This window comes from Candidatus Bathyarchaeota archaeon (assembly GCA_029882535.1).
GTDB lineage: Archaea > Thermoproteota > Bathyarchaeia > Bathyarchaeales > SOJC01 > JAOUKM01.
The window spans coordinates 24,509-48,078 of record JAOUKM010000009.1 but is presented as its reverse complement, the minus strand read 5'-3'; the positions used below and the strand labels follow the sequence as shown (position 1 = coordinate 48,078).

Annotated in this window: 14 protein-coding genes; 3 read left to right on the top strand and 11 right to left on the bottom strand. The window is 43.3% G+C overall.

Going from position 1 to position 23,570, the window contains the following annotated elements:
- The 6 genes from OEX01_04085 to OEX01_04060 all read right to left on the bottom strand — a co-directional run.
- On the bottom strand, nucleotides 1–2,241 hold a 2,241-nt coding region (locus tag OEX01_04085; GenBank protein ID MDH5448168.1), incomplete at its 3' end, for a VWA domain-containing protein.
- A gap of 180 nt (nucleotides 2,242–2,421) precedes the next feature.
- Complete coding sequence (locus OEX01_04080) at nucleotides 2,422–3,630, bottom strand: glycosyltransferase (GenBank protein ID MDH5448167.1); 1,209 nt, start codon at nucleotides 3,628–3,630, stop codon at nucleotides 2,422–2,424.
- Between the two features lie 116 nt (nucleotides 3,631–3,746).
- The gene (locus OEX01_04075) at nucleotides 3,747–4,955 is read right to left on the bottom strand and encodes a glycosyltransferase family 4 protein (GenBank protein ID MDH5448166.1); all 1,209 of its coding nucleotides are present in this window, start codon (nucleotides 4,953–4,955) and stop codon (nucleotides 3,747–3,749) included.
- Nucleotides 4,906–5,700 carry a glycosyltransferase family 2 protein gene (locus OEX01_04070; GenBank protein ID MDH5448165.1) on the bottom strand — a complete coding sequence of 265 codons (795 nt, stop codon included), beginning with the start codon at nucleotides 5,698–5,700 and terminating at the stop codon, nucleotides 4,906–4,908. Before OEX01_04070 ends, OEX01_04075 begins: the two co-directional genes overlap by 50 nt.
- 289 nt (nucleotides 5,701–5,989) lie before the next feature.
- Nucleotides 5,990–9,445: a discoidin domain-containing protein gene (locus tag OEX01_04065; protein ID MDH5448164.1), complete on the bottom strand. Its 3,456-nt coding sequence runs from the start codon at nucleotides 9,443–9,445 to the stop codon at nucleotides 5,990–5,992.
- A gap of 811 nt (nucleotides 9,446–10,256) precedes the next feature.
- On the bottom strand, nucleotides 10,257–12,002 hold the full coding sequence (locus OEX01_04060; protein MDH5448163.1) for a hypothetical protein: 1,746 nt from the start codon (nucleotides 12,000–12,002) through the stop codon (nucleotides 10,257–10,259).
- A 346-nt stretch (nucleotides 12,003–12,348) separates the two neighbouring features.
- Between OEX01_04060 and OEX01_04055 the strand changes: the two genes are divergently transcribed.
- Complete coding sequence (locus OEX01_04055; protein ID MDH5448162.1) at nucleotides 12,349–13,146, top strand: FkbM family methyltransferase; 798 nt, start codon at nucleotides 12,349–12,351, stop codon at nucleotides 13,144–13,146.
- A 53-nt stretch (nucleotides 13,147–13,199) separates the two neighbouring features.
- Here OEX01_04055 and OEX01_04050 read toward each other — a convergent pair whose 3' ends face one another.
- Nucleotides 13,200–15,026, bottom strand: coding sequence for a hypothetical protein (locus OEX01_04050; protein MDH5448161.1), 1,827 nt, complete (start codon nucleotides 15,024–15,026; stop codon nucleotides 13,200–13,202).
- Between the two features lie 114 nt (nucleotides 15,027–15,140).
- On the opposite strand from OEX01_04050, the gene OEX01_04045 reads away from it, so the two are divergent.
- A complete protein-coding gene (locus OEX01_04045; GenBank protein MDH5448160.1) occupies nucleotides 15,141–15,305 on the top strand; it encodes a hypothetical protein in 165 nt (54 codons plus the stop codon).
- 767 nt (nucleotides 15,306–16,072) lie between these two features.
- Here the strand turns inward: OEX01_04045 and OEX01_04040 are convergent.
- The 4 genes from OEX01_04040 to OEX01_04025 all read right to left on the bottom strand — a co-directional run bounded on the left by OEX01_04040 (nucleotide 16,073) and on the right by OEX01_04025 (nucleotide 20,151).
- Nucleotides 16,073–17,257 carry a glycosyltransferase family 4 protein gene (locus tag OEX01_04040; protein MDH5448159.1) on the bottom strand — a complete coding sequence of 395 codons (1,185 nt, stop codon included), beginning with the start codon at nucleotides 17,255–17,257 and terminating at the stop codon, nucleotides 16,073–16,075.
- 228 nt (nucleotides 17,258–17,485) lie between these two features.
- Nucleotides 17,486–18,037, bottom strand: coding sequence for a class I SAM-dependent methyltransferase (locus tag OEX01_04035; protein MDH5448158.1), 552 nt, complete (start codon nucleotides 18,035–18,037; stop codon nucleotides 17,486–17,488).
- Nucleotides 18,038–18,086: 49 nt separating this feature from the next.
- Nucleotides 18,087–18,920, bottom strand: coding sequence for a polysaccharide deacetylase family protein (locus OEX01_04030; GenBank protein MDH5448157.1), 834 nt, complete (start codon nucleotides 18,918–18,920; stop codon nucleotides 18,087–18,089).
- Between the two features lie 82 nt (nucleotides 18,921–19,002).
- Complete coding sequence (locus OEX01_04025; protein MDH5448156.1) at nucleotides 19,003–20,151, bottom strand: glycosyltransferase family 4 protein; 1,149 nt, start codon at nucleotides 20,149–20,151, stop codon at nucleotides 19,003–19,005.
- 137 nt (nucleotides 20,152–20,288) lie between these two features.
- On the opposite strand from OEX01_04025, the gene OEX01_04020 reads away from it, so the two are divergent.
- Nucleotides 20,289–23,375, top strand: a complete 3,087-nt coding sequence (locus OEX01_04020; protein ID MDH5448155.1) for a carboxypeptidase regulatory-like domain-containing protein — start codon at nucleotides 20,289–20,291, stop codon at nucleotides 23,373–23,375.
- Nucleotides 23,376–23,570: the final 195 nt, after the last annotated feature.

Here is a 23,570-nt window from a genome sequence, read left to right as displayed (position 1 = left end):
GCCTGCCGCATTGTTACGAACCAACGTAACGTCGTCGTGAGCATCGCCAGTGGTAAAGTTGACCGGCAGCAGAATGTTGGGCTGTCCGTCGGTGGCTAAGTTGATTATTTGCTTCATGGCTACTGCGGCGTTTGGCGAGTTTTTCATTTCGAACCATGTCAGGTTGAGGCCAGCAGCCATAGCGGTGTTGCCGCCATACTTAACTATGCCCTCAATCGCAGTCGCCACGGCCTCAAAGTTGGCTTCGGTGATCACAGATGGAGCGACTTCTAGACTCGCTACGGTGCCGAACTGAACCACAGTTAGTTCCACTGTTCCGTCGTGGGGCAAGTTGCTCCGCACGGCTTCTGCGGTACCGCTAAGCATGATAGCAAAATCACCGGAACTGATACTTCCGGAGCTGTCAAGGGTGAGTCCCAATTGTACCAATCCACCTACGGGGACAATTGTTTCCTTAGTGGAGTACAGTACTTTTATCACCGCGCCGCTAGGTGGAGGCGTGTAGAAGCTTATCGCGCCCGAACCGTCGGGAGCCATTAGGAGGTCGTATTCTCTATGGATGTTTATGCCTATCTCCCACTGGTACTGTGGGTAGTCTCTATGTTTAAGGTCGCCGTTTACTAGCACTCTCTCGGGGAACGTGCAGTATTCCCAGAAGCTGTCCCACACGATTGGAGCGTTGTCAAGCCAGAATGTTGTTGTCACTCCATTTCCTGTGAAGAATTCTACCCATCTCATTGTTTCCTTGTGAGCTGCTTGTCTCAGGTCAAACGGATTGAAGATCTCGTCGAGTTGGTACATGACTTCTGCGTCAATTATGTTGTGGGCGTCCATATTAGTTGGGTTTGCAGGTCCCATTTGCTCGTCTATGGCGTTGTGGTAGTATGTGACTCCTTTGACGTCCACGCATCTGTATTGCGGTATGTCTGCAGGGTCTAGCAGGAAGTCCCATTGAGCGATCATGAAGGGTATGAACGGTTCGCTTGCGCCATCGGGGATTTTCGTGTTTATGAGTTTATCGAGTGCTTGGTCCCAGCCGTCAACGGTGTATTGGGACAGGACTGGCCAGTAAGCTGACCATCCCACGTATTGCATGTCTGCAGAGATGAACTGGGCGAGGTCGTAGAGGTGTGGAAATTCAGGTTTGTCAACGTATTTGCATACTACTTCGATCTTTTCCGAGGGGGTGACTACGTCGGTGAAATTGATCATGCCACTTTGATAGTCAACGTTGTAGTCTGATGGGCGTCTCATTAGTACTCCGTCAACGTAGACTTTAATGTAGCCTTCGGCTACAGGTAATTTTGGCAAAGGCGGAATGAAACTTTGCAAGGCATACGTCACTCCGTTGTCTCCATATCTGAAGCCTTCATAGTGTCGCAGTATCTCATCTGCCAAGTGCCACTCCGATCCATAGCAGGTTTCCAGTTCTTCCTCGTAGAAGTGGGCGTAGCTGTAGAAGCTTGGCGCTGGTCCGAGATCCCATTCTTCGCGTTCGCTGAACTCTACGTTCATCCGTCCTTTGAGATCCTTGGATGGTATGGTGAGCTTTATGTCCTTGAGCAACTTTACTTGGTGCTTAACCTTGTTAAAGTCGATTGTAATGATCACGTCAAGGACAGGCCAGTCTGGGAGCCCTGGTTCTTGGTCCCAGATGTGATTCGTCATCTGGGCAACAAATCTTCTTGGACCGTCGTAGATGACTCTGATGTCATCCGTAACAACCCTTGTGTTGGTTTTTCTGCCACCGTGTGGTTCCAGTTCTGGGCTGGTTGTTTGTATCCAGTCGTATCCCCAAGCGCCGCCGTCAGAGAACAATGCCATTGCCCAGACGTGTCTGTCTGGGTCGATGACTGGCGAAGTGTGGATGTATTCGATGTCTATCATCCATCCGTTGATCCATCGGTCCATTGGCACGCCAGGGTTGGCGAAGGGGTCGAGTCCACCCAGTTCCAAGCCCGTCCACCCATCCGCGGTTGCGGGAGGAACATCATCTGGAGGCTCTGAAGGATCAGAACCGATGAGTTCCCCGTATTTGGAGAAGCCGATGTTTAAAGACTCGAAAGGTGGTTCGTCGTAGGGATAGAGCGTGTAGTAGTCACTGTCCAAAACACCATTAACAGTCATATACCAATCGTCATCGTGTTTTCCGGTTTCTACAATCGCAAGCGTTGGGATAAATGTACTCATCATTATAACGATTATCAGAGAAACAGCTATTCCAACTAGTCTTTTTGTCAATTCTTTTTCTCCTCTTTCTTTATTTTTTCCGTGTGCTACCTATACTTAGGTGGGAATAAAAAATTTGTAGTGTTTTTTTCTAGATCAATCTTCCATAAATGATACAGGAAAATCCTAAATGAGCATCGAATTAGATAATCATGCATGAAAGAGCGCGGACACGGAAAAGTCGTGCGCGCATCAATGATGGCAACAAGAGTTCAATATCTGCAAATCTCTCAACGCGACCATCTCCCAATTTAAATGTTTAACACACATTCTCGAGGCTTCAGTTAGCTCCTTTGTTTGATTCATGTTAAGAACTTCTAAGACGGTCACTGCAAGTTTCTCGAAATCTCCTGCTGGTACAAGAAAAACGCTGCGACATTTGCCGAAAACCTCCCGTAGAGCGGGTATATCATAACATACAACAGGTAAACCACATGCCAGAGCCTCGGCAACAGCTAAGCCCCAACCTTCAAACGAGCTTGGAAAAACGAACACTTTACTCGCCTTCATCAAGGTGTACATCTCCCTGTCGACGCAACGACCCTTGACTACAATATTCCTCTCCAGACCGAGCTCTTCAACTGTACGCCTAACCGCGTTAATGTCCGGTCCACTACCGATAAAAAGAAGTTGAGCGTCGTTTTTCACATCGACAATTTTACGCCAAGCGGCAACTAAGTCAAAGACGCCTTTCTCCTTGCTGATCCTGCCAACGAAGACCCCGCCATAGGATTTTATGCCCTCAAACTTGAAGCTATCAATATACTTCATGTCGACGCCATTCCCACTTACGTAAATCCTCTCCTCAGGTACTCCATTGTTTACTAGGGCTCTTGCTGTGGAATTCGAAACCGTTATGCAGACATCGCAACGCCTTAACACTGCGAGAATTACAAGGAATGCCAAGGCTTTAAAGAAAGAAGTGGACTTGCCAAAACCTGTCTTCCTATACGTATGATAAACCGTTAAGAAACTCGGAGATGCATCGGTCGAGATAATGTCTATGTGATGGATGACGACGCATAACGGCAGGTGGGACACGTGATGGGCGAAGTAGGCGGGAATGAGATTGGGTACTGTACTGTTTGGGGCGAGCACTACATCATATTTTTGACCCCGAATTATTCGCAAACATCTGAAAAATGCTCTCACACTCCACACGATCCAACCAACATAAATACCCGGCCATCCACCCCTGAGAGCAGAAATAGGGTTGGAGACCTCGTGTTCTTCGCAGCAAACTCCAAATCCAGCTAACAGAGAAGGCTTTGGCTCTATAACGGTTACCTCAATCTCCTTTTGCTTCTTTAAGATCCTCAAGGTTTCAACAAACCTTTTCTCAGCTCCACCTACAGCACTTATAGACGGATCTGGATGGAAAAACACACTGAAGATGCGCATGGTATGATCCTTCCTAAAAGAGTATAGTCTAATTCAAACTAAAATCCTTTTGAGAGTATGTGTGTGAATTGTACAAGCTTTGTTCCCATGACGTTTTTTGCTTTGCTTAAGCTTCTTTAGAGTTTTCCTATAGCTTTGTTTAGCAGTTCCAAATGTTTTTCACATGAAAAATTCCTTTGTACATACTCCGAAGAAAACTTGCTCACTGTCTGGTTATCCATGTCGAAAATCTTCATTATCTTTTCAGCGAAATCTTCAACGTCATAAGGTCTGGCTCTAAACCCTGTTCTCCCATTGATGACAGTTTCACATGGGCCCGCTCCATCATCCCATACAACTGCAGGCGTTCCACAAGCCATAGCCTCTACAGGACTCAAGCCGAAAGCCTCATGGGGACATGAGTGGACATATACGTCTGCAGTGTTGTACAGCTTCACCAATTCATCATTTGGGACAAAACCTAGAAGTCTCACACTTTTTTCAACACCCAAGGAATGTGCCACTCTTACCAATGTGCGTACGTAGTCCGCATTGTTTGCAGACACTTCTCCAGTGATAGCTAGGGTGGCTGATGGGAAAATCTTTACGATGTACTTCATTGCGTGAATCAACCACTCCAGCTTTCTCAAGGGAATGATCCTGCCCGTAGAGAGAACAATAGGTTTGGAGACGCGATATCTTGAACAGACTTCGTCGATGAGACTCTTGTCGTTGATTAGTTTGAACAGTTTTGTGTCAACGGGGGGATAGCACACAGAAGCTTTGCTTCCGTATATTTTCCTGATTTGACCCGCTGTGTAATGGCTGTTTGCAAAAACGTGTTTCGAGTTTATGACACTCATCCGATCGATTTTGGCTATCAGGGGGAAAGAGAACCTTCCGAGACTAAAGATTCTTCTCCTAGTAGGATCCTGTCTCCAAAGTCTCCTCTCCTTAGATCCGAGATATAGAAAGCGTGGTATGCTGTGGACGTAGGTTAGGTAATTTATTCCGTTGATTAGTTTTATGTTGTAACCGATCCAGGGTGCTGGTCCATACCCATGGCAGATCAGTAGATTCATGCCTTTGAAAGCTGGTGATATTAAAGGAGCAAATGGAAGGGAAAGGACAACTCTCAGAGTCTCGTTGTTTGGTATGAAAGGGTTGAAATAACTTTGAATTGTGACCTTGTCCTTCACATATTCGGTGAACCTTTTTGTATCAACATAAGCGAAAAGACAAGTGACTTCGTGCCCTTGACCTCGAAGGAGTTCAGCCTGTTTCAGAACTACCCTTTCAACCCCACCGAATTCTCTTAGATGACTGTAGAGAATAGCGAGTCTCACAGCTAGGTGCTCCTAAAGATTTCCACAAGATTGCTTTCCCGAGAAGTATAATATAACTGAATATCGTGGGCATAATCCTTATCTTGCTTCTCCCCACCTTCTTACTGTAATCCAAGGTGTTCGGAACTTCTCCTACAGACCCACTGCACCAGTACGTTTTCAGCAGAATTTCGCAAGAAACCTCAAACCCTTTGGATTCAATAAATTTTTTCCCGAATATTCGCATGGTCTTCTTGAGGATTGAAGCTTTATAACATCTGTATCCGCTGGTGGCGTCATGGACAGGTATCCTCGTGAGTGTTCTAATAAGAAAGTTAATAATTCTGCTCAATACTACGCGATAACTAGGAACGTGAAGCTGCCTGCCGCCCTTTGCATAACGCGAACTTATTACAACTCCCGACCTCCAAGCTTCCTCGGCTAAGCGTGTGATGTATTTGGGGTCATGCGTATTGTCAGCATCCATTGTAACGATCAAATCTTCCGCTGAGGCATGTTCCATTGCCAACCTTAAGCCCGTTCGAAAGGCAGAGGCTAAGCCACCGTTGCTTTTATGCTCCGCCACCATGATTGGATATTTTTCCGAAAGGTTATAGAGAATTCCGCTTGTTCCATCAGTACTGCCGTCATTGACTGCTATAATCTGGTATGGCATGTGAGTGTGCAAGGCTTCATGGAGAGATGAAATTAGCCTTTCAAGGTTTTGTTCCTCATTGTGACAAGGAAGCATTACAAGACATTTCATCTTCTCTTCTCCAAATACGTATTGTTCTCTAATGTTTAGGGTTTCTCTATTATCAGGTAATTGGCTTTTAAGTCTTTGCAGTTTCAGTTCGTGGACTGTGCATGTATCTAAAGAGAGAGTTTTGAATCAACGATTCTTAGCAACGATGTAGATTTATCATAGCGTGCGCATCGATATTTCAACGCACACCATTCAACACTGCATTATCATTCTATTAAAAACAAGACGGAAGATAACTCTAGAAGACAATTTCGGACGCGTATATATGTGCAGAGTTTCACTTCTGCGCTCATGTGCGTCGTCTTATGTAATTTCTTAAACTTTTGAAAACCTTGGATGGAGTTGCCAGAACCACTGCTAGCACGAAAACTGTGACAGCTGATATTTTCCATCCCAAGTCAGCGTAGGCTTGTCCAGTGAAGGATATTATGACATCGAAATTGCCTGTCTTGTTGATGAAAAAGCCGTTCGCGACGGAATATGCAACAACCGGAGGCACTTCAAGGTTGCCAAAGTAAGCCTTCCACGAGGGATGATAGGTGTCGGTAAATACAAGTAAAAAAGGTTCATCACTGCTAACTTGGACATTGTATTTACCTGGATTGATCCGTTCGTGCGTGATGATGGGTATTGCGCTGGGTTGAAGAAGGCTATCGAGTGGAAGAGGTTCCTCCCCTTTTTTCAGAGAATATAGGATGAGTTCGTCGAAGTACAAATCGCCTACCCAGCTCATGTTAAGCGATTCTTCACCAGCGTTCAGTTCAATAGGTCCTATCTCGTACCATTTATAATATGTAGCGTTTGGGTTGCCAGTTTGGATTGTTCTCGAGACATTTCCAAATTCAAATCTTATGTTGCCAAGATTGGGACCGGTTGCAAGGCGAAGACCAAGCATATATGACGCCGTTTTGGGAACATAGATTTCTTTTGAGAGATAAGTAGAGTATACCTCAACCTCCCATACGCTAACCGAATCTTGTTCCGGAGCACTCGTGAAGTAAAGGCGAACTTTATTTGTGGTTATGGGCTGACTGAATATGTGGTTACGGTTCAGAGCAGCATTACCTTCTACGATTGTTTGGTTGATCCATTTTTCGCCGTCCCATATCTGAACTTGATAATCTTCTGCGTAGGCTGACTCGAAGAAAATGCGCAGTTCCCATATATCTTTAGGCTGTTCCCACTCGATTTGAAACCACTGTGGCATTCTGCCAAATTCTGAAGCCCATCTGGTCATTTCGATTGCGCTATCTCCATCGATTGCATTGCTTGCTTCAAATCCTGAACCTTGAATCGAACTTGCCGAGGCACTACCTTCTAATGCGACATTTTCATATCTGCCTGAGGATTGAATAACAAAGCCATTACTTGCATTGAACGAGGACTGATGGATGTTCCAGCCTTTTAGATGAAGGGCCGGAATCTCCCCAAAAAAGTCTTCTGCTTCACTGACTAGTATCGTCCGAAAATGAAAGGCTTGAAGTAGGTTAGATGCTTCATCCATCTTTTGTTGCATCAAGAATGGAGGAACGATCGCTACTGCATCTACATCGTTATATCCAGGCGAGTGGTTGATTAAAGTCAGTGTATGTTTTCCCTTGTCAAGATGTATTGATCCAACACTCAACCAATCGAATTTTGAGACGGGAAAACTGGCATCAGAAAGTACACTGCCTATTGTTGTATTGTCAACAACTAGTTGAAGTGTGCCCCTTCCAATACCAGAACATACTCTAACCCAAACTTCGTGTTCGCCTTCTTCTTTTGCTTCGAAAGGCATTGTTATGCTGTTGTTTCCCCCAGTAGTGAGAGTACCTCTTGTAAGTTTCCCATAGTCAATCCCTGCTAAACCCACAATCCAGTGTTTCTCTGGATTTGAGGATGGGTAGCCATACTCCTCAAGGGGGGTTACGTAGTCCTCTTCCAATAATAACATCGCCATGTCCGTTATGTCACTATCTGAGATTATTAGATAATCTGCATTCTGCAGGAGATTAGTCATGGAACCAATGTTCTGGTCTAAATATATCAACCCGCACCCTGCAAAATCTAGGTTGGGAACTTTTGAGAGTGAATTAAGGGTTGCTCTTCCACCTAATATTGCAGCGTATCTAGAAACCGCAAAAATGTGTGGAGTCCAGAATTCATTTTCTAGGACAACTGATCCAGAGTAGTTTAGGACACGCTTGGAGCCATATTGTTTGTAGAATATCTCAGCCCATTCGGTTGGTGCATTGCTTGACAATACTACATACCTCACGTCAAAGAGTCCTAATATTCGCAGAAGATCATCTATCTTCCTTTGGTATGCAGAGGAGTACACAAATTCAATGAAGCTCCGAGCTAATGGCTCCCATCCTCCATTTTGTACTACTACTTTATCATGCAGGTAGTAACCTTCACTAGAAATCTCTCGATATCCAGATCCAAGAGGACCCGGTATTATAAAATTACTACCTAGACCCCAAGAACCAACTGTTACTACTCTAAAGTTACCTGGGACAGAGCCGATCCATTGAGAGGAAACTACGTCTTGTTCTGGAAGACTATAAGTCAAAGGAGAACCGAGAAATTGTAGGCCAGACAAACTAGCATTTAGAAGAACTATTCCTATCATGAGGCTGGTCAAAAGGATCTTTGTCTTATCTATTATGTGAGAAGGTAACTCGTGTTTAGCCTTGCGAAGGATGTTTCTGAGGGTTTCTTCCGATTTGGCAACAAGTAGACCCGTGAGAAATGCGCCAGCAAACCATGTCACCATGAACCATCTCGATGTCGCCCGAAAAACGTGCATATACGGGACATTAACAAAAAGCCACTCAAAGACTTCGGGGAAGGGGGGAAGGGTACCTTTAGCGATAAAAGCTGCAATGAAAGCTGATAGAGAAAAGAAGACTGTGCGCCTATCCCTGTATAAGGCGATGGTTGTCAAGGAAATAGGAAAGAACAGAAACAGCATGTGAAATCCTATCTGATTAATAAAAATGTCTAGTATGCCACTCGTTTCCTCTATAGTGTATTGATAGCTTAGAGATAGGTATGCAGGTTTAATATCTAAAATAATCGGCATCAAGAAAAACGAAGACAGAGATATACCGATCGGTATGCTGATTCCCCATACCTTGAAAAAACGCTTCAGCGTGTCTCTTCTTCCTTTGGTTCGACGATTTGGGACTATAATGTATATTAGAAAATATAGTAGCATAAACCAGCCATAGATGTAAACACACTCTAGATGAACACCCGTTATGAAGATAGAAAACATCAAGCCAAGAGAAAAACAATCTTTAACGCGACCGCGCGCACATGCTTTATCAAGGAGAAGAAACAGCAACGGGGCTAGAGCATAGCCAAATAGGAGAGCGATATGCCCCTCCGAAAATTCAGCAAAGACAAATTGGTTTAGAAGGTACACGACAGCGGCGATAAGAGCAGCATTATGTCGTTTGGTATGATGAAAAACGTAACTATACATGGAAAACTCTGCAGTGCAAAACGCAACCAGTGTGAAGAGCTTGATAGCTATTGAGGGGTCACCTACTAAGCTATGAACAAATATAAGAAGAAGGTCAAATAAGCTAGATGACTGAGGGAAACCCAAACCAAACAGACGCCACGCATAGAGCCACCTAAAATCCCTAGCTTGAAATGCTGTCTGCGCGATCCAAGAGAGTGAGTCAGTTCCAGCTGGTAGAGCTGAATGAAAAAGCAGTCTAGACAGAAGGATCTCCGCTAGAAGGATCATAATACTCACATCGACAACGCTTCTTCCGCGCGCGCGCGCAAAGCTATGTATATGGAACTGTATCTTTTCCCGAATACTCTGTTGAATCATATGACGCTCTCCGATATTCCCTGTTCTGCGCGAGCGAAGATGATGACTTCACCAAAATTGACGCCTAGATGAAGCCCAGTGCACGGCCGATGAGAAAAATCCTTAAGAATTTTGAAGTTCGTTTTTTCTAATAGTTGAACTAACTGGTGAGAAGCTAGGAACGATATAACCACTCCCTCATGCAGGTTTATCCTATGGAACGACAGATTTAGTCGACTCATAAAAAGGGAGAACCAAAACAGTAACCACCCAATAATCCTGCTCAAGATACACTGTTCCAACACGAAAAGATCTCCTCCCTTATCACATACTCTGTAAGTTTCTTCTAAAACTTTAGTCATATATCCCTGTGAAAGATTCGGTGTTTCAGCTACCAGATGATGTAATAAGTTTCGCATAAACACTGTCTTGAAAAACTTTGATCGAAAAGGTAGCTTCTCTGCGTCTCCAACTAAAAGACTAATTGTTGGAAACCTTTTATGCGCTTCATGTATGAATGTCTTGCAAATATCGATGCCAACTAAAACGTTTTGCGAACTTGAAATCTCGTGAAGAAAAGCACCTATTCCGGATCCAATTTCAAGTGTTTTCGAATTTGGCTTGTAATATCTTGCGACGATGTCAAGAAAAGGATATTGGTGATAAAGTTTCTTGTAGAAGCTTTTTCTCTTTGCGAAATGTTGGATAGTGGCCTGCTTCAATGTCGAAGTCATTGTGATTTTCACTCAAAGCGTTCTTTATCCCCAAACAGCATAAATAAACTGTTGTCGTACGGAGAAATCTTTCTCGCATAGCCCGCTTCGTATGTTTTGCTCGGATACACAACCATCTCAAACATGAACTCATTTAGGTAGCCTATTCTAACTGCTGGTGAAAAATACCATTCTGATGAGAACGACTCCTGTTCAGGGTCTTCGTAAGCCCACCTGTAATTAGGTGAATCCTCAAACTCGGACCTGAACCATTTCACGAAGTTCGTGTCCAAAACGTTCGTGCAATTGCCGGATTCTATTTCAAATTGAATCTGAGCCAGGTCTTCTTCGATCACTTCCAGAGGGATAAACGGCCAAGTTAGATCTATGAGATAAATTGCTAGCCCGAATTGATCCCATCCATTTATGAAAGCTGCGAACAGTCTTCGGAAGTAAGGTCTCCAATCTTTCACTATCATAAGGCCATCTTGTGGTGAGAGGTTATAGACGATCCTCCGGTTCAGAATTGAATTTGTGATGTCCCTTTGAAAGAACGGAAATGCAACAATGTTTATCTTGTCTCTTCCCTCACCTGGAACTAAAGTGTTATATCTACTAGGATAGTAAGGCATGTAGTAGGCACCGGCTGACTTGAATTGGTCACCGAAAACTTCGTGATTAACAAAGGTAATAGCTCCTTTGACGCTGGGGTACCACAACGAAATGTAGCTTAGTGTATATGCATCAATGTAATATGATTGAACCATCGATGGATAATCTCCAAACGCCTTCTTAAACGCCTCCATGGACTCGTCCACATAGTACAATCGTTTTTCTGGCTCTAATTCGTTGAAGAAAATATTACCAAAGGAAAGTTCAATCTTATCTCCATAAGATGCATAACTCTTTATTAAAGAAAAAATGGTCTGTTCCATGTTAAGTTTTGAAACGTACCAGGTCATCCTCAAGCCTCTAGAATGAACAGCGTCGGCAAACGACCGGATTATGGTTTCATTTGCAAAGCTAACGACTGAAGCTTGGATGACACTATATTTTTGGCCTCCCTCGGCTTCGTCAGTAAGAGTCTGATTAATGTCACTCGAATCGACCCAGTTGTAGATGTAATAAGATTCATCGTAGTCCGAAATTTGAGGGAATATTACCCTATTAAAGTGTAGGGTAGCTAACATAGTCCCTCGCCAACCGTATCCGTAAAGTATCAGGATGTATCTGTCGCATTTATCCTTAAAGAACTCAACCAAAAATACATCGTGATGAGCATCTAGATTTTCGAAGGTATGCAGCGTTTCAGGGATTACTACTCCCTCCCTCGTTTCCAACCAAAAATGTGTGGCATTCTCCTTTGAAACAACTAGAGTTTCTTTTGTATCTTCATAATATTTGACGGCGGCCTGAGTTGAAGGCCCGCCAACGAGAACGACCAAGTTGCCTTGATGAATTGCTTCCAGTTTTGGAAGCCCCCTCGAGTCAATGTACTCGTCACCTACCTGATAATTATATTCGAATGCGCGTATGTGTAAGAAATCCTCAAAAGTTCTTGAGATTTCCTTGGCTGAGAGATAATCTGACAGCTCCATTCCTTCAGGATACAAGAAATATGGGGGCCCAGAAGAAGAGCTTAAGAGCTCTTTGAGCTCGCTCAAAGGTGTGTGCTCTATGGGTGTCGACCTTCTTTGAAAAGTTAGATACGCGAAAACCGTTGTTATAGCAATGGTAACCATAATGAACCCGACCAAAACATGGCGAAGTTTCAATTATTTCGCTCCTTGAGTTCTTTGTCCATTTAACCCGTTGAGAATCCGACCTAAAAAGTTTATATGAACATTCTGATATTTTTCAACTTTGGTTGCTGAAGTACTAGTAGCATGCATGCGCGCACGCTTCTCTGGAAATGCGCGCGCGTTACTGCCTACGCGTTTCATGTTTGAAAAAATTGATAACATAGATGTAACACTATGATAAAATCAATAACGTACCGTTTATGATACGTGGAAAAAGATGGAAACAAAAGATGTGTGCTCGCGTGTACGATTTCAAATAGTCAGAATATTTCTTGTGCCATTCAGGAACAGAGGGCTTGAAAATGCGCGCGCGCGTTTGTTGTCGCTCGTTAAGAAAATTTTCCGTTCTTACCTGTGGACTTCACTTCAAGGACACAAAATGTATGTGAATGCACGAGATAAGACAATTACTCCAACTCTGCTGAATTATGGAGTTTGGGAAATGCATGAAACCGAATTGTTCAAAAGAGCGGTCAGGAAAGGGATGATTGTTGTAGATTTAGGGGCCAATATTGGCTGGTATACGCTAATTGCGGCAAAACTCGTAGGCAAGAAAGGAAAAGTATACGCCTTTGAACCGGAGCCAGATAACTGTGCTTTACTTAGGAAAAACGTGCAATTAAATGGTTACAGCAATGTAATTATAGAACGAAAAGCTGTCCTCGACCGCTATGGATCTATTAGATTATTCTTAAACTCTGACAATCTCGGCGACCACAGAATATATGACTCTCATGACGGTAGGAAATCGATCACTGTAGAAGGTACGACTTTGGATGAGTATTTTAGAAATGAACATGACAACATTGATGTCATAAAGATTGACATTCAAGGTGCAGAGATGGCGGCTCTTTTAGGAATGGACAGAGTAATTAAAGCTAACGAAAACTTGAAGATGTTTATTGAATTTGGCCCTACAGCAATTTCGAGAAGTGGTTTTTCTCCTAGAGAATTTCTAAACAAACTTTTCGAATACGGTTTCAAAATTTATGTCATAGAAATACAAAAAGAATTTACAGAGCAAACGCATGTTGATGAAATTATGGAATCATGTGAAGGCAAAGAGTTTGTGGATTTGTTCTTATCGCGCCCACGCAAACCCGTTCAGCGAGGCTGATAGAAGACATACATATCCATTTCATAGTGTTCTTAAGCTAGCACGCGCGATTATCAGTCAAATTCGATGATGACCCCAAGATACTTGGCGATCGTCCAAAATCTGACATCAGACACATCGTAATCATAGTTAAACTTCATCAAAATAGTCGTTATGCCATTAGGAACAGTTCGCAACTCTTCGAGTAATCCGCCTTGGAGAACATACGCTGCATAGTACGTATCTTCGGCGTTGAGCCCCCATACAATGAATGAAAAGGTGTTGTTGAAATCCTTACAGACAGAGATAATAGCGTAACTTACAGAGCCATCGAATGATGGAGAAAACACACTGCCCAAGTAGGCGGGAGCATAGATTCCTGTCTGGGTGACAATGACGTCACAAAAATCATTGAAGTATTCAGCTGCCAGATTTGCTGTGGGTCCTCCCAAAATGATGATGCCGGATCCAGCAACTTTCTCCCCCCTCCATTCGTCCATAAAGTGAAGCCGACCATGAGGATCGAGATAATCAGAACGGTTCATACCGGTATTCTTCCAAATCTGTAATAGATGTGGTGCATTAGGAACACTACAGTTGTACATGTCAAATCCTAGAAAGCCGACCTTGATACTTTGTGCCATAAGAGTCACACTGTCAAGGTCAATCTCCGCCGCATCACGACCAATAAGAATCCACTGATATTTAGTCTCTGAGCTGACAGCTTCCTGTAGGTCCCAAGGATTGAAAACCATGTCAAGCTGAAATTCTAGCTCATTACTCAAGATTCCATCAACAATTCCATATACTACAACAAATCGTTTGGATGCATTGGGTAGTATGAAAGCATCCCACTCACCAATCACTAACGCGGTTCTTGGTTCAGGGCTAGCAGATTCGTGACCATCTATTGGTTGGTTCCAGTCGCTCCACCCGTAAAGACGGGTGTCTGTAACGTTAGGCCAGTAGGCGGCAAAGCCAGTATAATCTTCTTCTCCGGTGAGCTCCGACGTAACGTAAACAGTAACAACATCATAGTAACCAGTATTATTATGACCAAGCCAACCTAGGGATCGGTAAGGAGTTTCAAGTCCACGCTTCAACATAGCGTAGACCTGATCAGTGCGTCCTTGCTTCGATGTCAGGCTATGCGCCAGCTTGAAATTTACCCTGCGACTTAAACTCAGTTGAAGCGGCCCTACACGATCGGTAGGCTCGAGGAACTTGACGTCCATTAGAATGGTCACATACTTTGACACCTTATTGTACACGATTGTCTGTTTAAGATCAATTATGTTGACATGGTTGTGGAAAATATGGATCAAGGCTTGGCCTACAAAACGTCTTGCCCCATCGTACACGATTTCTAAAGGTTCGGCGAGAATGTTTTGCGTTCGACCGGCCTCAGGAACTCTGTTCTCCAAATTGCTGTAGAGTGCGTGAGCAACGTCGGATTCTATTGTGTTAGTAGCATAATCAAGGTAAGAAAACTGTAGAAGCCAGCCTTCCAGGGGATAATATTCACCTTTCTCGTCTGGGCAGGCAAACGCTTCGTGCCCGTCATAACTTAGGCCTTTACCCATCAGTATTCCATCTTCATAATAGGATCCATTTTGAGGAGTGACTAATTCCCCATACCTTGAAAAGCCAATTTCCAGATCTTTAGTTTTGTAAGGATAATTGTGGTAGCTGTCTGTGCTCAAAACTCCCTTAATAGGATGCAGGTAAAGCCTATCTAGGAGGGGTTGCCGTGGCATCATTAAGGGTGTTACGATTATCAAGAGAAGAACTAAGATCAAAGTCGCTGAGTATTTGATGCTGGTTCCCCATCTTCCATGGCTCAGATTCCTAGCCACTTCTTGTACATACATAAGTGTCTTCACATGGAATATGTCACTCATCCTAGTGGCCACGAACATGATGGCTATCGCCAAAAAAGTAAGTAAGACACTGTTCAGTTGATTAAAACTTTGAAACACGTTGAAATATACCAATAATTTGAACCACACGACAAAATGAAAAACATAAAAAAACAATGCATGTTTGCCAACAAAACTAAAGAAATCCAAAAATCTAGAGTTTTCAAACCAAATGACCAAAACAAACAAAGACACAACAACAAAAACATTGAAAACGACGAAGCTCAAGGACTTATCAACATAGGAGATGTTGTCGCCTAAAAGGACAAGAAAAAACATAATAGGTGACAATAGAAGATCAAACAATAGCAATTGCTTAACTTTCTTCTCCAAAACTAGTTTGGAAAGGAACATGCCCGAGAGGAAAAATGGCAAGATAAACCAAAATGGGAAAAAACGATCAGGAAAGAGATCCTTAGCCCAAAAAGACGAGCTGAAAACCAGAAACATAAGGGGCAAGAATGAAAACTCCACTTTGTAAAAGACCAGCAGCAGCACTAAGGAGGCTAAAGCATAAACGCCAATTGCCCCTAAAATCTCATTTAGTTTCAAGAAAGTATCGAAATTGAAACACCACAGACTCAAAAAAAAGCTTAAAACAAGATAAAAACCATACCGTTTTAAGCCGTTAAGAAGAATTTTTGTTTTGGGGTATCCCTCCTGAAGTCTCTTGTTAACCATAAGCCACAAACTAGCGCCACTCACCAACATGAAGATGGACAACCAATTGAAAGAATTCAGGAAAATGTAGAAGAAATCTCCGTACATTTTAAAGTCCATACTGAAAAAATCGAAGGTTTGAAACGTAATCATCCACAGAACCGCAATGCCTCTAAGTATGTCCACACTTTTGACTCTTTTCAACTGGTTCTACCACGTTTCTATAATCGCTATGAGACTGTTTTGCTCTCATTTATTAACCCAAGATTCTTTTTAGAATTTTGGTGCATGCGCATTTTAAGGATGCTTAGGAAGTTACTATCAGTACTCCTACAATCATGTCGCCAGTCATCTGGTGGCGGCTAAACTCAACGGATAAGACTTCTATACAATCTCTCTGTTTGTTTTGCGGTTTTCTTCCAGCTGAATTCTCGTGCCACATAGTCTCTATTTCTTTTGCCAACCTTTACAGACAGCTGTGCGTTCTCAATAAAATAAATGATAGCGTTGGCCAATTCATTAGGTTTCTTTGGATCTATTAATCTTCCATGGACATCATCTCTCATAACTTCTGGAATCCCTCCCACATTGAAGGCAACAATCGGTTTCCCGGCCGCCATCGCCTCTAGAATTGTCAAACCGAACCCTTCCAGTAATGAGGGTAGAACAAATACGTCGCAAGCATGATACAATTTCTTTAAAGTTTCGTAATCTACGAAACTGGTGAAAGCGACTCGTTCACCTATTCCGAGGGCAGTGGCCAAACTTCTGAAAGGCTCTACTCTTCCCGAACCTGCTATCACCAAGGTCGATTTTGTGCTCTTCGAGACGGTTTTAAACGCCTTTAGCAAGAACGGCAAACCTTTTCTCTTCTCCAATCTTCCAACAAACAGAACAATCGAACCATTTGAGCCATACTTATTTCTCATCTGCAGAATATCATTTTCACCCGGTTCATAATCTTGACATATTCCGTTGTAAATAACTTCAATCTTAGATTCAGGTATTCGATAGATGTTCACTATGCAACGTTTCACGAAATTACTTACAGTAATTACCTTATCAGCTCGAGTGATTACTCTTTTATCGAAATCTATCGTCTCCTTTTCCAACCATGCGGCAATACCAACCTCTCCTTCAGGATTCTGTAACATCTCGAAGCAAGAAGGATTTATCATCTGGAATGTAGAACGAGCTAAATGATGTATGGTAACAACTCTTGGTATCTTGACCAGGTTTTTCGTCAAACTCAGATCGCTCGTAACATTTCCGTGTAATAGATCGAAGCCTTCCAGTGTGTCTAGCTCTTTATAGAATCTTCTTAACTTCAACCAATAAGAAGGGATTTTTAGAAGTGGCCTATCTATGATTGGAATTCTGTGCACAATCAGATCGTTCTCTACCTTTCTGGTGAAGAAGTGTTCGGTAGTCGGTGATATTACATGGACCTCATGGCCTAGTTTCGCAAGTTCTCTGGACATAAATTTCGCATAGACTCCAGCTCCTCCCGTAATCGAAGGTGGATATTCAAAGGATGCGAAGCATGTCTTCATGGAGGTCATCCTAGATTATTTTTCTAAGGGTATGCATAGATGAATAGTCGCAAAGCCACATTCAGTCTATCCCATCACTGTTTTTGGAGCTATTCGTTCTTGATAGAAGGTATGTCCAGTTTGTAATATATTTTAGCACGTGCGTAGTGCGCGTTCGAAACTCATAGCATATGTTCATGGCGACCTCCCACGCGTGTCTAGTTTGTGCGTTTCCTCCTATTCACTTTGTCAATGTTGGTTTCTCCTAAGCACTACATGAATGTCCAGCCCATTGTTATAGGTTATCAATCTCACTTGACTCAATCTCGATCTTTTCAGGAGCTTTGCCACGCTTTTAAAGGAGTAAGATTTGAACCTCACGTTCTTTTTGAATAGAAGAAGTACGGGAAATCGCGCCCACCGATATAAGAGGAGCATGAACCCCCTAAATGAATCGTGCCGGGGAATCTGAACCAACATTATGGGAGCTATTTTCGAAAATTGCCTCAAAGTCTGTGTGCCATTCCCTGAATATTCAAGCACTCTATACGCAACAATCATATCAAAACTATCGTGCTTGAAAGGTAAATGTTCCATATCTGCCTGGATAAACTCCGCTTTGATTCCTCTACGCTTTGTAAACTTGAGCATGCGGCGAGAGATGTCAGTGGACACTGTCCAAGCTTTTCTATACAAGTTTTCAGTAAATATTCCAGGTCCGGACCCTATCTCGAGGACCGAGTGAGGATTATAGGCGCCAATGTTCTCATTAAGCAAATTCAGTAAAATGTTTGTATCCAAAGAGTCTCTTCTGGCGCGATAATAACGCTTTGCTATCTGAGACCAGTATTTAGACGACGATCTCCTCAAAGTCATCGAACCTTCCTATCCAAACACTGCTCCAAGCGGAGCTAAGAAAATCGAGTAAACTTTCAACTCCATTGCATTCAGGATCGTATTTTTTCTGGACCCACGTGTGCATGCCGAAAACTAGAAGCCCACTGCTTGTTATTATTTTCTTTTTCACGTATTCCGCCCACAGATTACCGTCGGTGTTTTTCTGGCCTTGAGACTTGAGCACATGATAATCCATCCTGGCCGACAGCGGAATCTCAAGGACACCATTTATGCTTAAAGGTTTAACTCTGTAGCAATTGCTCGAGTATCTAACGCCTAGTCTTTCTAAGACTTTAAACGTTTCAATATTTGCCTTCAGTCCAGGGCAACGCCAACTTCGCATTTCTACTCCAAGCTTTTTGTGCATGAGACGTTTAACCATACTAACAACCGTCTTCTGCGAGTCACAGGAAAGCATAGACATATTTTCATGGTAGTAACCATGCCCGCCTATTCCATGCCCTCTTCGAGCTACCTCTTCAAAAGCTTCGGAATACAGCTCCAAAACCTTCCCGCAAACGAAGAACTGGGCCTTGACAGAATACTTGTCCAAAATTGCTAAAAGCCTTGGAAGATATTGGAAATACTCCTCCTCAGGATTAGCTGATAATTCCTCTTGCCCACCACATTTCCCATCCCAAGTTTCTACATCAAAGGACAAAACAACAGTCTTCTTTATGCGCCCGCATCTTGGAATATTCAAAACCTTTCCACTGAATTTTGAAAGCAGCCAATAATCCCAGAACCTTAGAGTTCTCCGCTTAAAAAGGAAAAATGGGATTCTCAATACCGACCCTTCATTGTTATTCTCAAGTATTTTATGATAAAAAGGTTTTTAAGAAAACCTTCATGCAAGCACATCTGTCAGACTATGCGAAGCTACTATACAATTTTTGATAATTTTCAGCTATACTTTGCCAAGAATAACGTTGTGCGACGGCTGTTCTCGCATTGACTCCAATCTTCTTCATCTTTTGCTTGTCGGCAATTAGTCCGAGGATTGCTTTCGCTAGAATTAGGGGCTGAGCCGGAGGAATTAGAAAGCCGGTTCTTTCGTTTTCTATGATCTCTGCGGGTCCTCCAACATTTGAAGCAATGACGGGTTTGCCACACGCCATAGCCTCTAAAACCACCTTTCCAAATGGTTCTCCAAGTGTTGGAAAACAGAAAATGTCGCATTTCTGGTAGCATCTTACAATTCGCGTGTGAGGTACAAATCCCTCGAAAAGAACTCTTTCTTCAAGATTTAGAGCTTTTGTCAGAGCCATAAGTCTACTTTTCTCCGGTCCCTCACCAACAATTCTCAGCTTGACATCTCTCCGTTCCCTTGCAACCAGTGCCATAGATCTAATAAGATATTCTACGCCTTTTAGCTCGTACAAGTAACCAACGTAAAGAATTTCATAGCCATCTTTGCGAAACCTTTTCTCTGCAGGTTTGAAAATACCTGTGTCAACCCCTAAAGGTATGACGCTTATTTTTTCGTCATCCACTACCCCTTCGTACAGTTTCCTGACCTTTTGGCTGATCGTTATGACTGCATCAGATTCTTGAATGGTCTTCCGGTGAAGCTTGGACGTGAGTCCCATGATCGTTCTTTCGTCCAGAGGCCTCGTATAATAGTGAGCTGAGAGAGGGCCAATAACAAAGCGATGCTTCCTCGTCTTCCCTGTCAATGCAAGGAGGCTAAAGCTTTGATTATAAACTGCAGGGAACATATGATGTATTATGTTGACCTTCTTCTCCTTTAGAATTCTCGCGCATTTTAAGTAGCTGCGGGTTATGAACTCCGTGTGCCCTAGGTACTTTGTAACGAGGCTGCTCTTAGGCATAATTTTGAAGGATCCAACCTGGTGAAAGTTGACGTTTCTTAATGGTTTTCGAATCCTGACGAACTCTGAAATAGCATCGAAGGAGTAGCCAATCTTCCCCATGCTTTTCAACAACTGATAACAAGAGATCCCCTCGCTGGAAAGCAAATGGTCGGAGAGAACATATGCCGCAGAAGAGACTAACACGCGCACGATTTTTGCAACCTGAACGGGTTTTCACGCTTAATACTAGTGATACACACAGCCAATATGTAGTTTCCCTAATTAAATTTAATCATATATAGTGCGACGTAAGACATAATACACTTTTCGCGTTGTATATCATGGTTGTAGAATTGCGAAGTACAATAGGACACTTGATCAGCAAAACAAACTCTACAACTCTAGTGCTTTTTGTATGCATCTCAATCATCTTATCTTCCTCCGCGCTGATGGCGGTTACAAACGTGATTTTGGTCTATAGGAACGATAGAGCAACTTCAAGTCCTGAACCACCTCCAGAAGAGACCCCAAGTCCAGACCCGAGTTCTGAACCGGCTCTTGGTTGGATCGTGGGCATCGTCACTGAAACTTCAACACCCCGCACCCGGATTAAAGGAGCGACGGTCAAGATCGATGAAACCTATGCCACATCAGATGTTAGGGGATACTATAGAATCGAAGTTCCAGCTCCAGGAAGATACAATCTCACGGCTTCAGCCAACAGTTATTATAGCCAAACTGTTACCGACATCTTCGTCAACATCCAAGCCACAGTCGTAGTAAACTTCTACCTGACACTCGCGCCCTCAGAGTTCGAGCCAGTTGCAGGAAAGCACGATATAGCTGTGTCCAGCATCTCTTCCCTAGATGAAGCATACCAAGGACAGGTTATACTCATCGAAGTGTACCTGTTGAACCTTGGTGACTATGAAGAGATCTTTGGCTTGGCAGTTACCTACGATGAAGGTTCCGTTGGAATCAGAACTGTCTCTCTAGCCTCGAAAGACACGAAAATTGAGACGTTTAGCTGGAACACTTCAGACACCTCTCCTGCACCCTACACAATAACCGCGGAAGCCATCCTTGCTACAGATGAGACTCAAGCTAGTAATACTGCCAACACATCAATTGTTATCAGACCTAGTGTCGGTTGGATTGAAGGTTACGTCACTGACCGTGCAACATCTCTTCCGATTGTGGGCGCTACCGTTTCTGCTGATACTCATATAGCTGCAACCGACTTGTTTGGTTATTATAATATTGAGGTCCCTTCGCTAGGTGCCTATTATGTCATAGTCACAGCAGACGGATACTACAACGAGACCAAGTCGGGGATTTTCGTTGACATCCTAGCCACAGTCAACGTGACCTTCGCCTTAATGCCTATCCCCAAACCGCCCGTGAAGATACACGACGTAGCTATCACTAACCTTTCTGCCCCACCCAAGGTGTATTTAGGAAACATCGTGACCATCAACGTAGGCGTCAAGAATCTGGGAGACTATGAAGAAACCTTTGACATCGAAGTTGCACACGGCACAACCTCCATTGACACGAGAACACTGACGCTAACCTCAAAAGATTCCATCACCCTCTCATTCAACTGGAATACATCAAACATTGCCCCAGACGAATACTGCCTGACCGCAGAAGCAATACTTGAGACTGATGAAAACCCAACTAACAACCAGACTGCCATAAAAATCTCCATCGATTTGGAACAACCAGAAGCCACGTTCACATGGATAGGTCAACATGTCAATCTGACCCTTGCTGAGTGGGCGTACAACCTTTCCTTTCAGAACGTAGTGGTGCGATATGACCCAGACCAGAACAGAAGCATGCAGAACTTAGCTCGATACGACATCAGATTTTGGAGATGGGTTCCCTACTATCTTTTCGAAAACGCGGAAACTGAAAAAGACTTCGCCGACATTCTCCAAGGCGAGATTTCTGCCAGCCCGTCCAAAAGAATATACATTGACGACGTTGACGCGCTCTACATGCTGTACGGCGCTTCGGCACTGTCAAATCTCCTAAAAGCCATAGACAACGTCCAACATAACAACATCATATTGTGCTTCTACATGTCGAGCCAGACACCATACCAAGGACTCTACCAGTTCATCGATCAATATGACTGGAGCAACTTTCACGTAGACATCTACTCTCCACCCAATGTAGACTTTTCAGCTCTAATACCCTTGCTAAATGCCCGAACTCTAGGCACCTATCTTTGGCTCTGGTCATACGGAGGCCTCGGCTACACCTGGAAAAATGTGAGCCTAAACGACATAATCTGCAGATACGGCGACGCAATCAATCATGAAATACAACGCTTCGCTGTTTGGACGGGATATGAGCCAGAAACGCATGAGGTGGGTATGGAGACGGCGAGTCTGTACACACATTCATACTGGTGGAACAAAATAGCAAAATACAACAGAAACTTCCTGGAAGGCGAGCCAATTCCTCGCGACCGAGGTGTCATTCTCTGGTTTGATGATGGACTATTGAACACTTATGAAGCTGCAAGGCCGATCCTAAGACACTATGGCTACACCGGTGTCGTCTCAGCGATAACCTGGATGGCCAGAAACTATGAAAGTGAACGTTACGTTTGGGATGATGACCAATGGAAAGACAAGCCAATCATGATTCTGCAGGAACTGTTTACCATGCAAAACGAGGGATGGGAAATAGTAAGCCACAGCCAAAGCCACCCTCACTTAAGCAGTCTACAAGAATACTTTGCAAGCTGGGAGATCGAAGGAAGCAAGGAATGGATTGACAACCACTTCGGACCCATTAAGAATCCATGCTTCGTCTATCCCTACGGCGAGGTGCATTGGGACTCAATTGTCGATGAACAATACGTATATCAAAGACTTGGGGAGGAAGGCCAAGAACCAAGAATGATCTGGAATCCAAACGACGAATACTACCGCACTCACATTCCCATAGTTGGCACAAGTCTCTCCACAGAAATGATTGACTACTGGCTGAATGAGACAAATCAAAAAGGGGGAATCGGGGTCTTCGCTCTCCACGGAATATATGAGAACCCTGAGCTTGGATCCCAGGAAAACTCGATGGAAAACCTCGAATACCTACTGAAAAAACTCAAAAATGAAGAAATGCCAGTGCTAACCCTAACGCAAGCTACAGAACTCTTTCAAATTAAATCGCAGGGCAGTCTATTCATTGAGGTCTCAGCTGTGCTGAACGACAAAATCGAAGATGTCACAGTTAAGCGCGAGATTATTAATTTCTGTGATCTTCAGAAACTTACAAGCCTTTATTCTAACATTATTCTATGTTTGCATGCACAGATTCTGATCTATTCACTACGTTTGCAAAACAAGCTCCTTAAAGTAGAAAGGGAAACGAAGAGAACAACTAAAACCATGTTAAAGCCGTGCGCGTAAAATCCACGCACCCACAGGAATATAGTTAAACAAACTCTTGGCAACTTCCTCAATCTTTAAAAGTCAAGTCGACCATAAAGCTAAGCATCTGTTTTTTGTGGAATCTGTCTAAGTGATACTTCCTGGGGCATTAGATCACGACTTAAAGGATCTCTGAAACTCTTTCTTAAAAGCTTCAGCAATCATGCGTGCATA

What these genes read in the sequence shown, in the direction of transcription:
- OEX01_04080 (MDH5448167.1), bottom strand. Translation starts at nt 3,630, where the DNA reads ATGCGCATCTTCAGTGTGTTTTTCCATCCAGATCCGTCTATAAGTGCT.
- OEX01_04070 (MDH5448165.1), bottom strand. Translation starts at nt 5,700, where the DNA reads ATGAAATGTCTTGTAATGCTTCCTTGTCACAATGAGGAACAAAACCTT.
- OEX01_04065 (MDH5448164.1), bottom strand. Translation starts at nt 9,445, where the DNA reads ATGATCCTTCTAGCGGAGATCCTTCTGTCTAGACTGCTTTTTCATTCA.
- OEX01_04050 (MDH5448161.1), bottom strand. Translation starts at nt 15,026, where the DNA reads ATGAGTGACATATTCCATGTGAAGACACTTATGTATGTACAAGAAGTG.
- OEX01_04045 (MDH5448160.1), top strand. Translation starts at nt 15,141, where the DNA reads ATGAAAAACATAAAAAAACAATGCATGTTTGCCAACAAAACTAAAGAA.
- OEX01_04040 (MDH5448159.1), bottom strand. Translation starts at nt 17,257, where the DNA reads ATGAAGACATGCTTCGCATCCTTTGAATATCCACCTTCGATTACGGGA.
- OEX01_04020 (MDH5448155.1), top strand. Translation starts at nt 20,289, where the DNA reads ATGGTTGTAGAATTGCGAAGTACAATAGGACACTTGATCAGCAAAACA.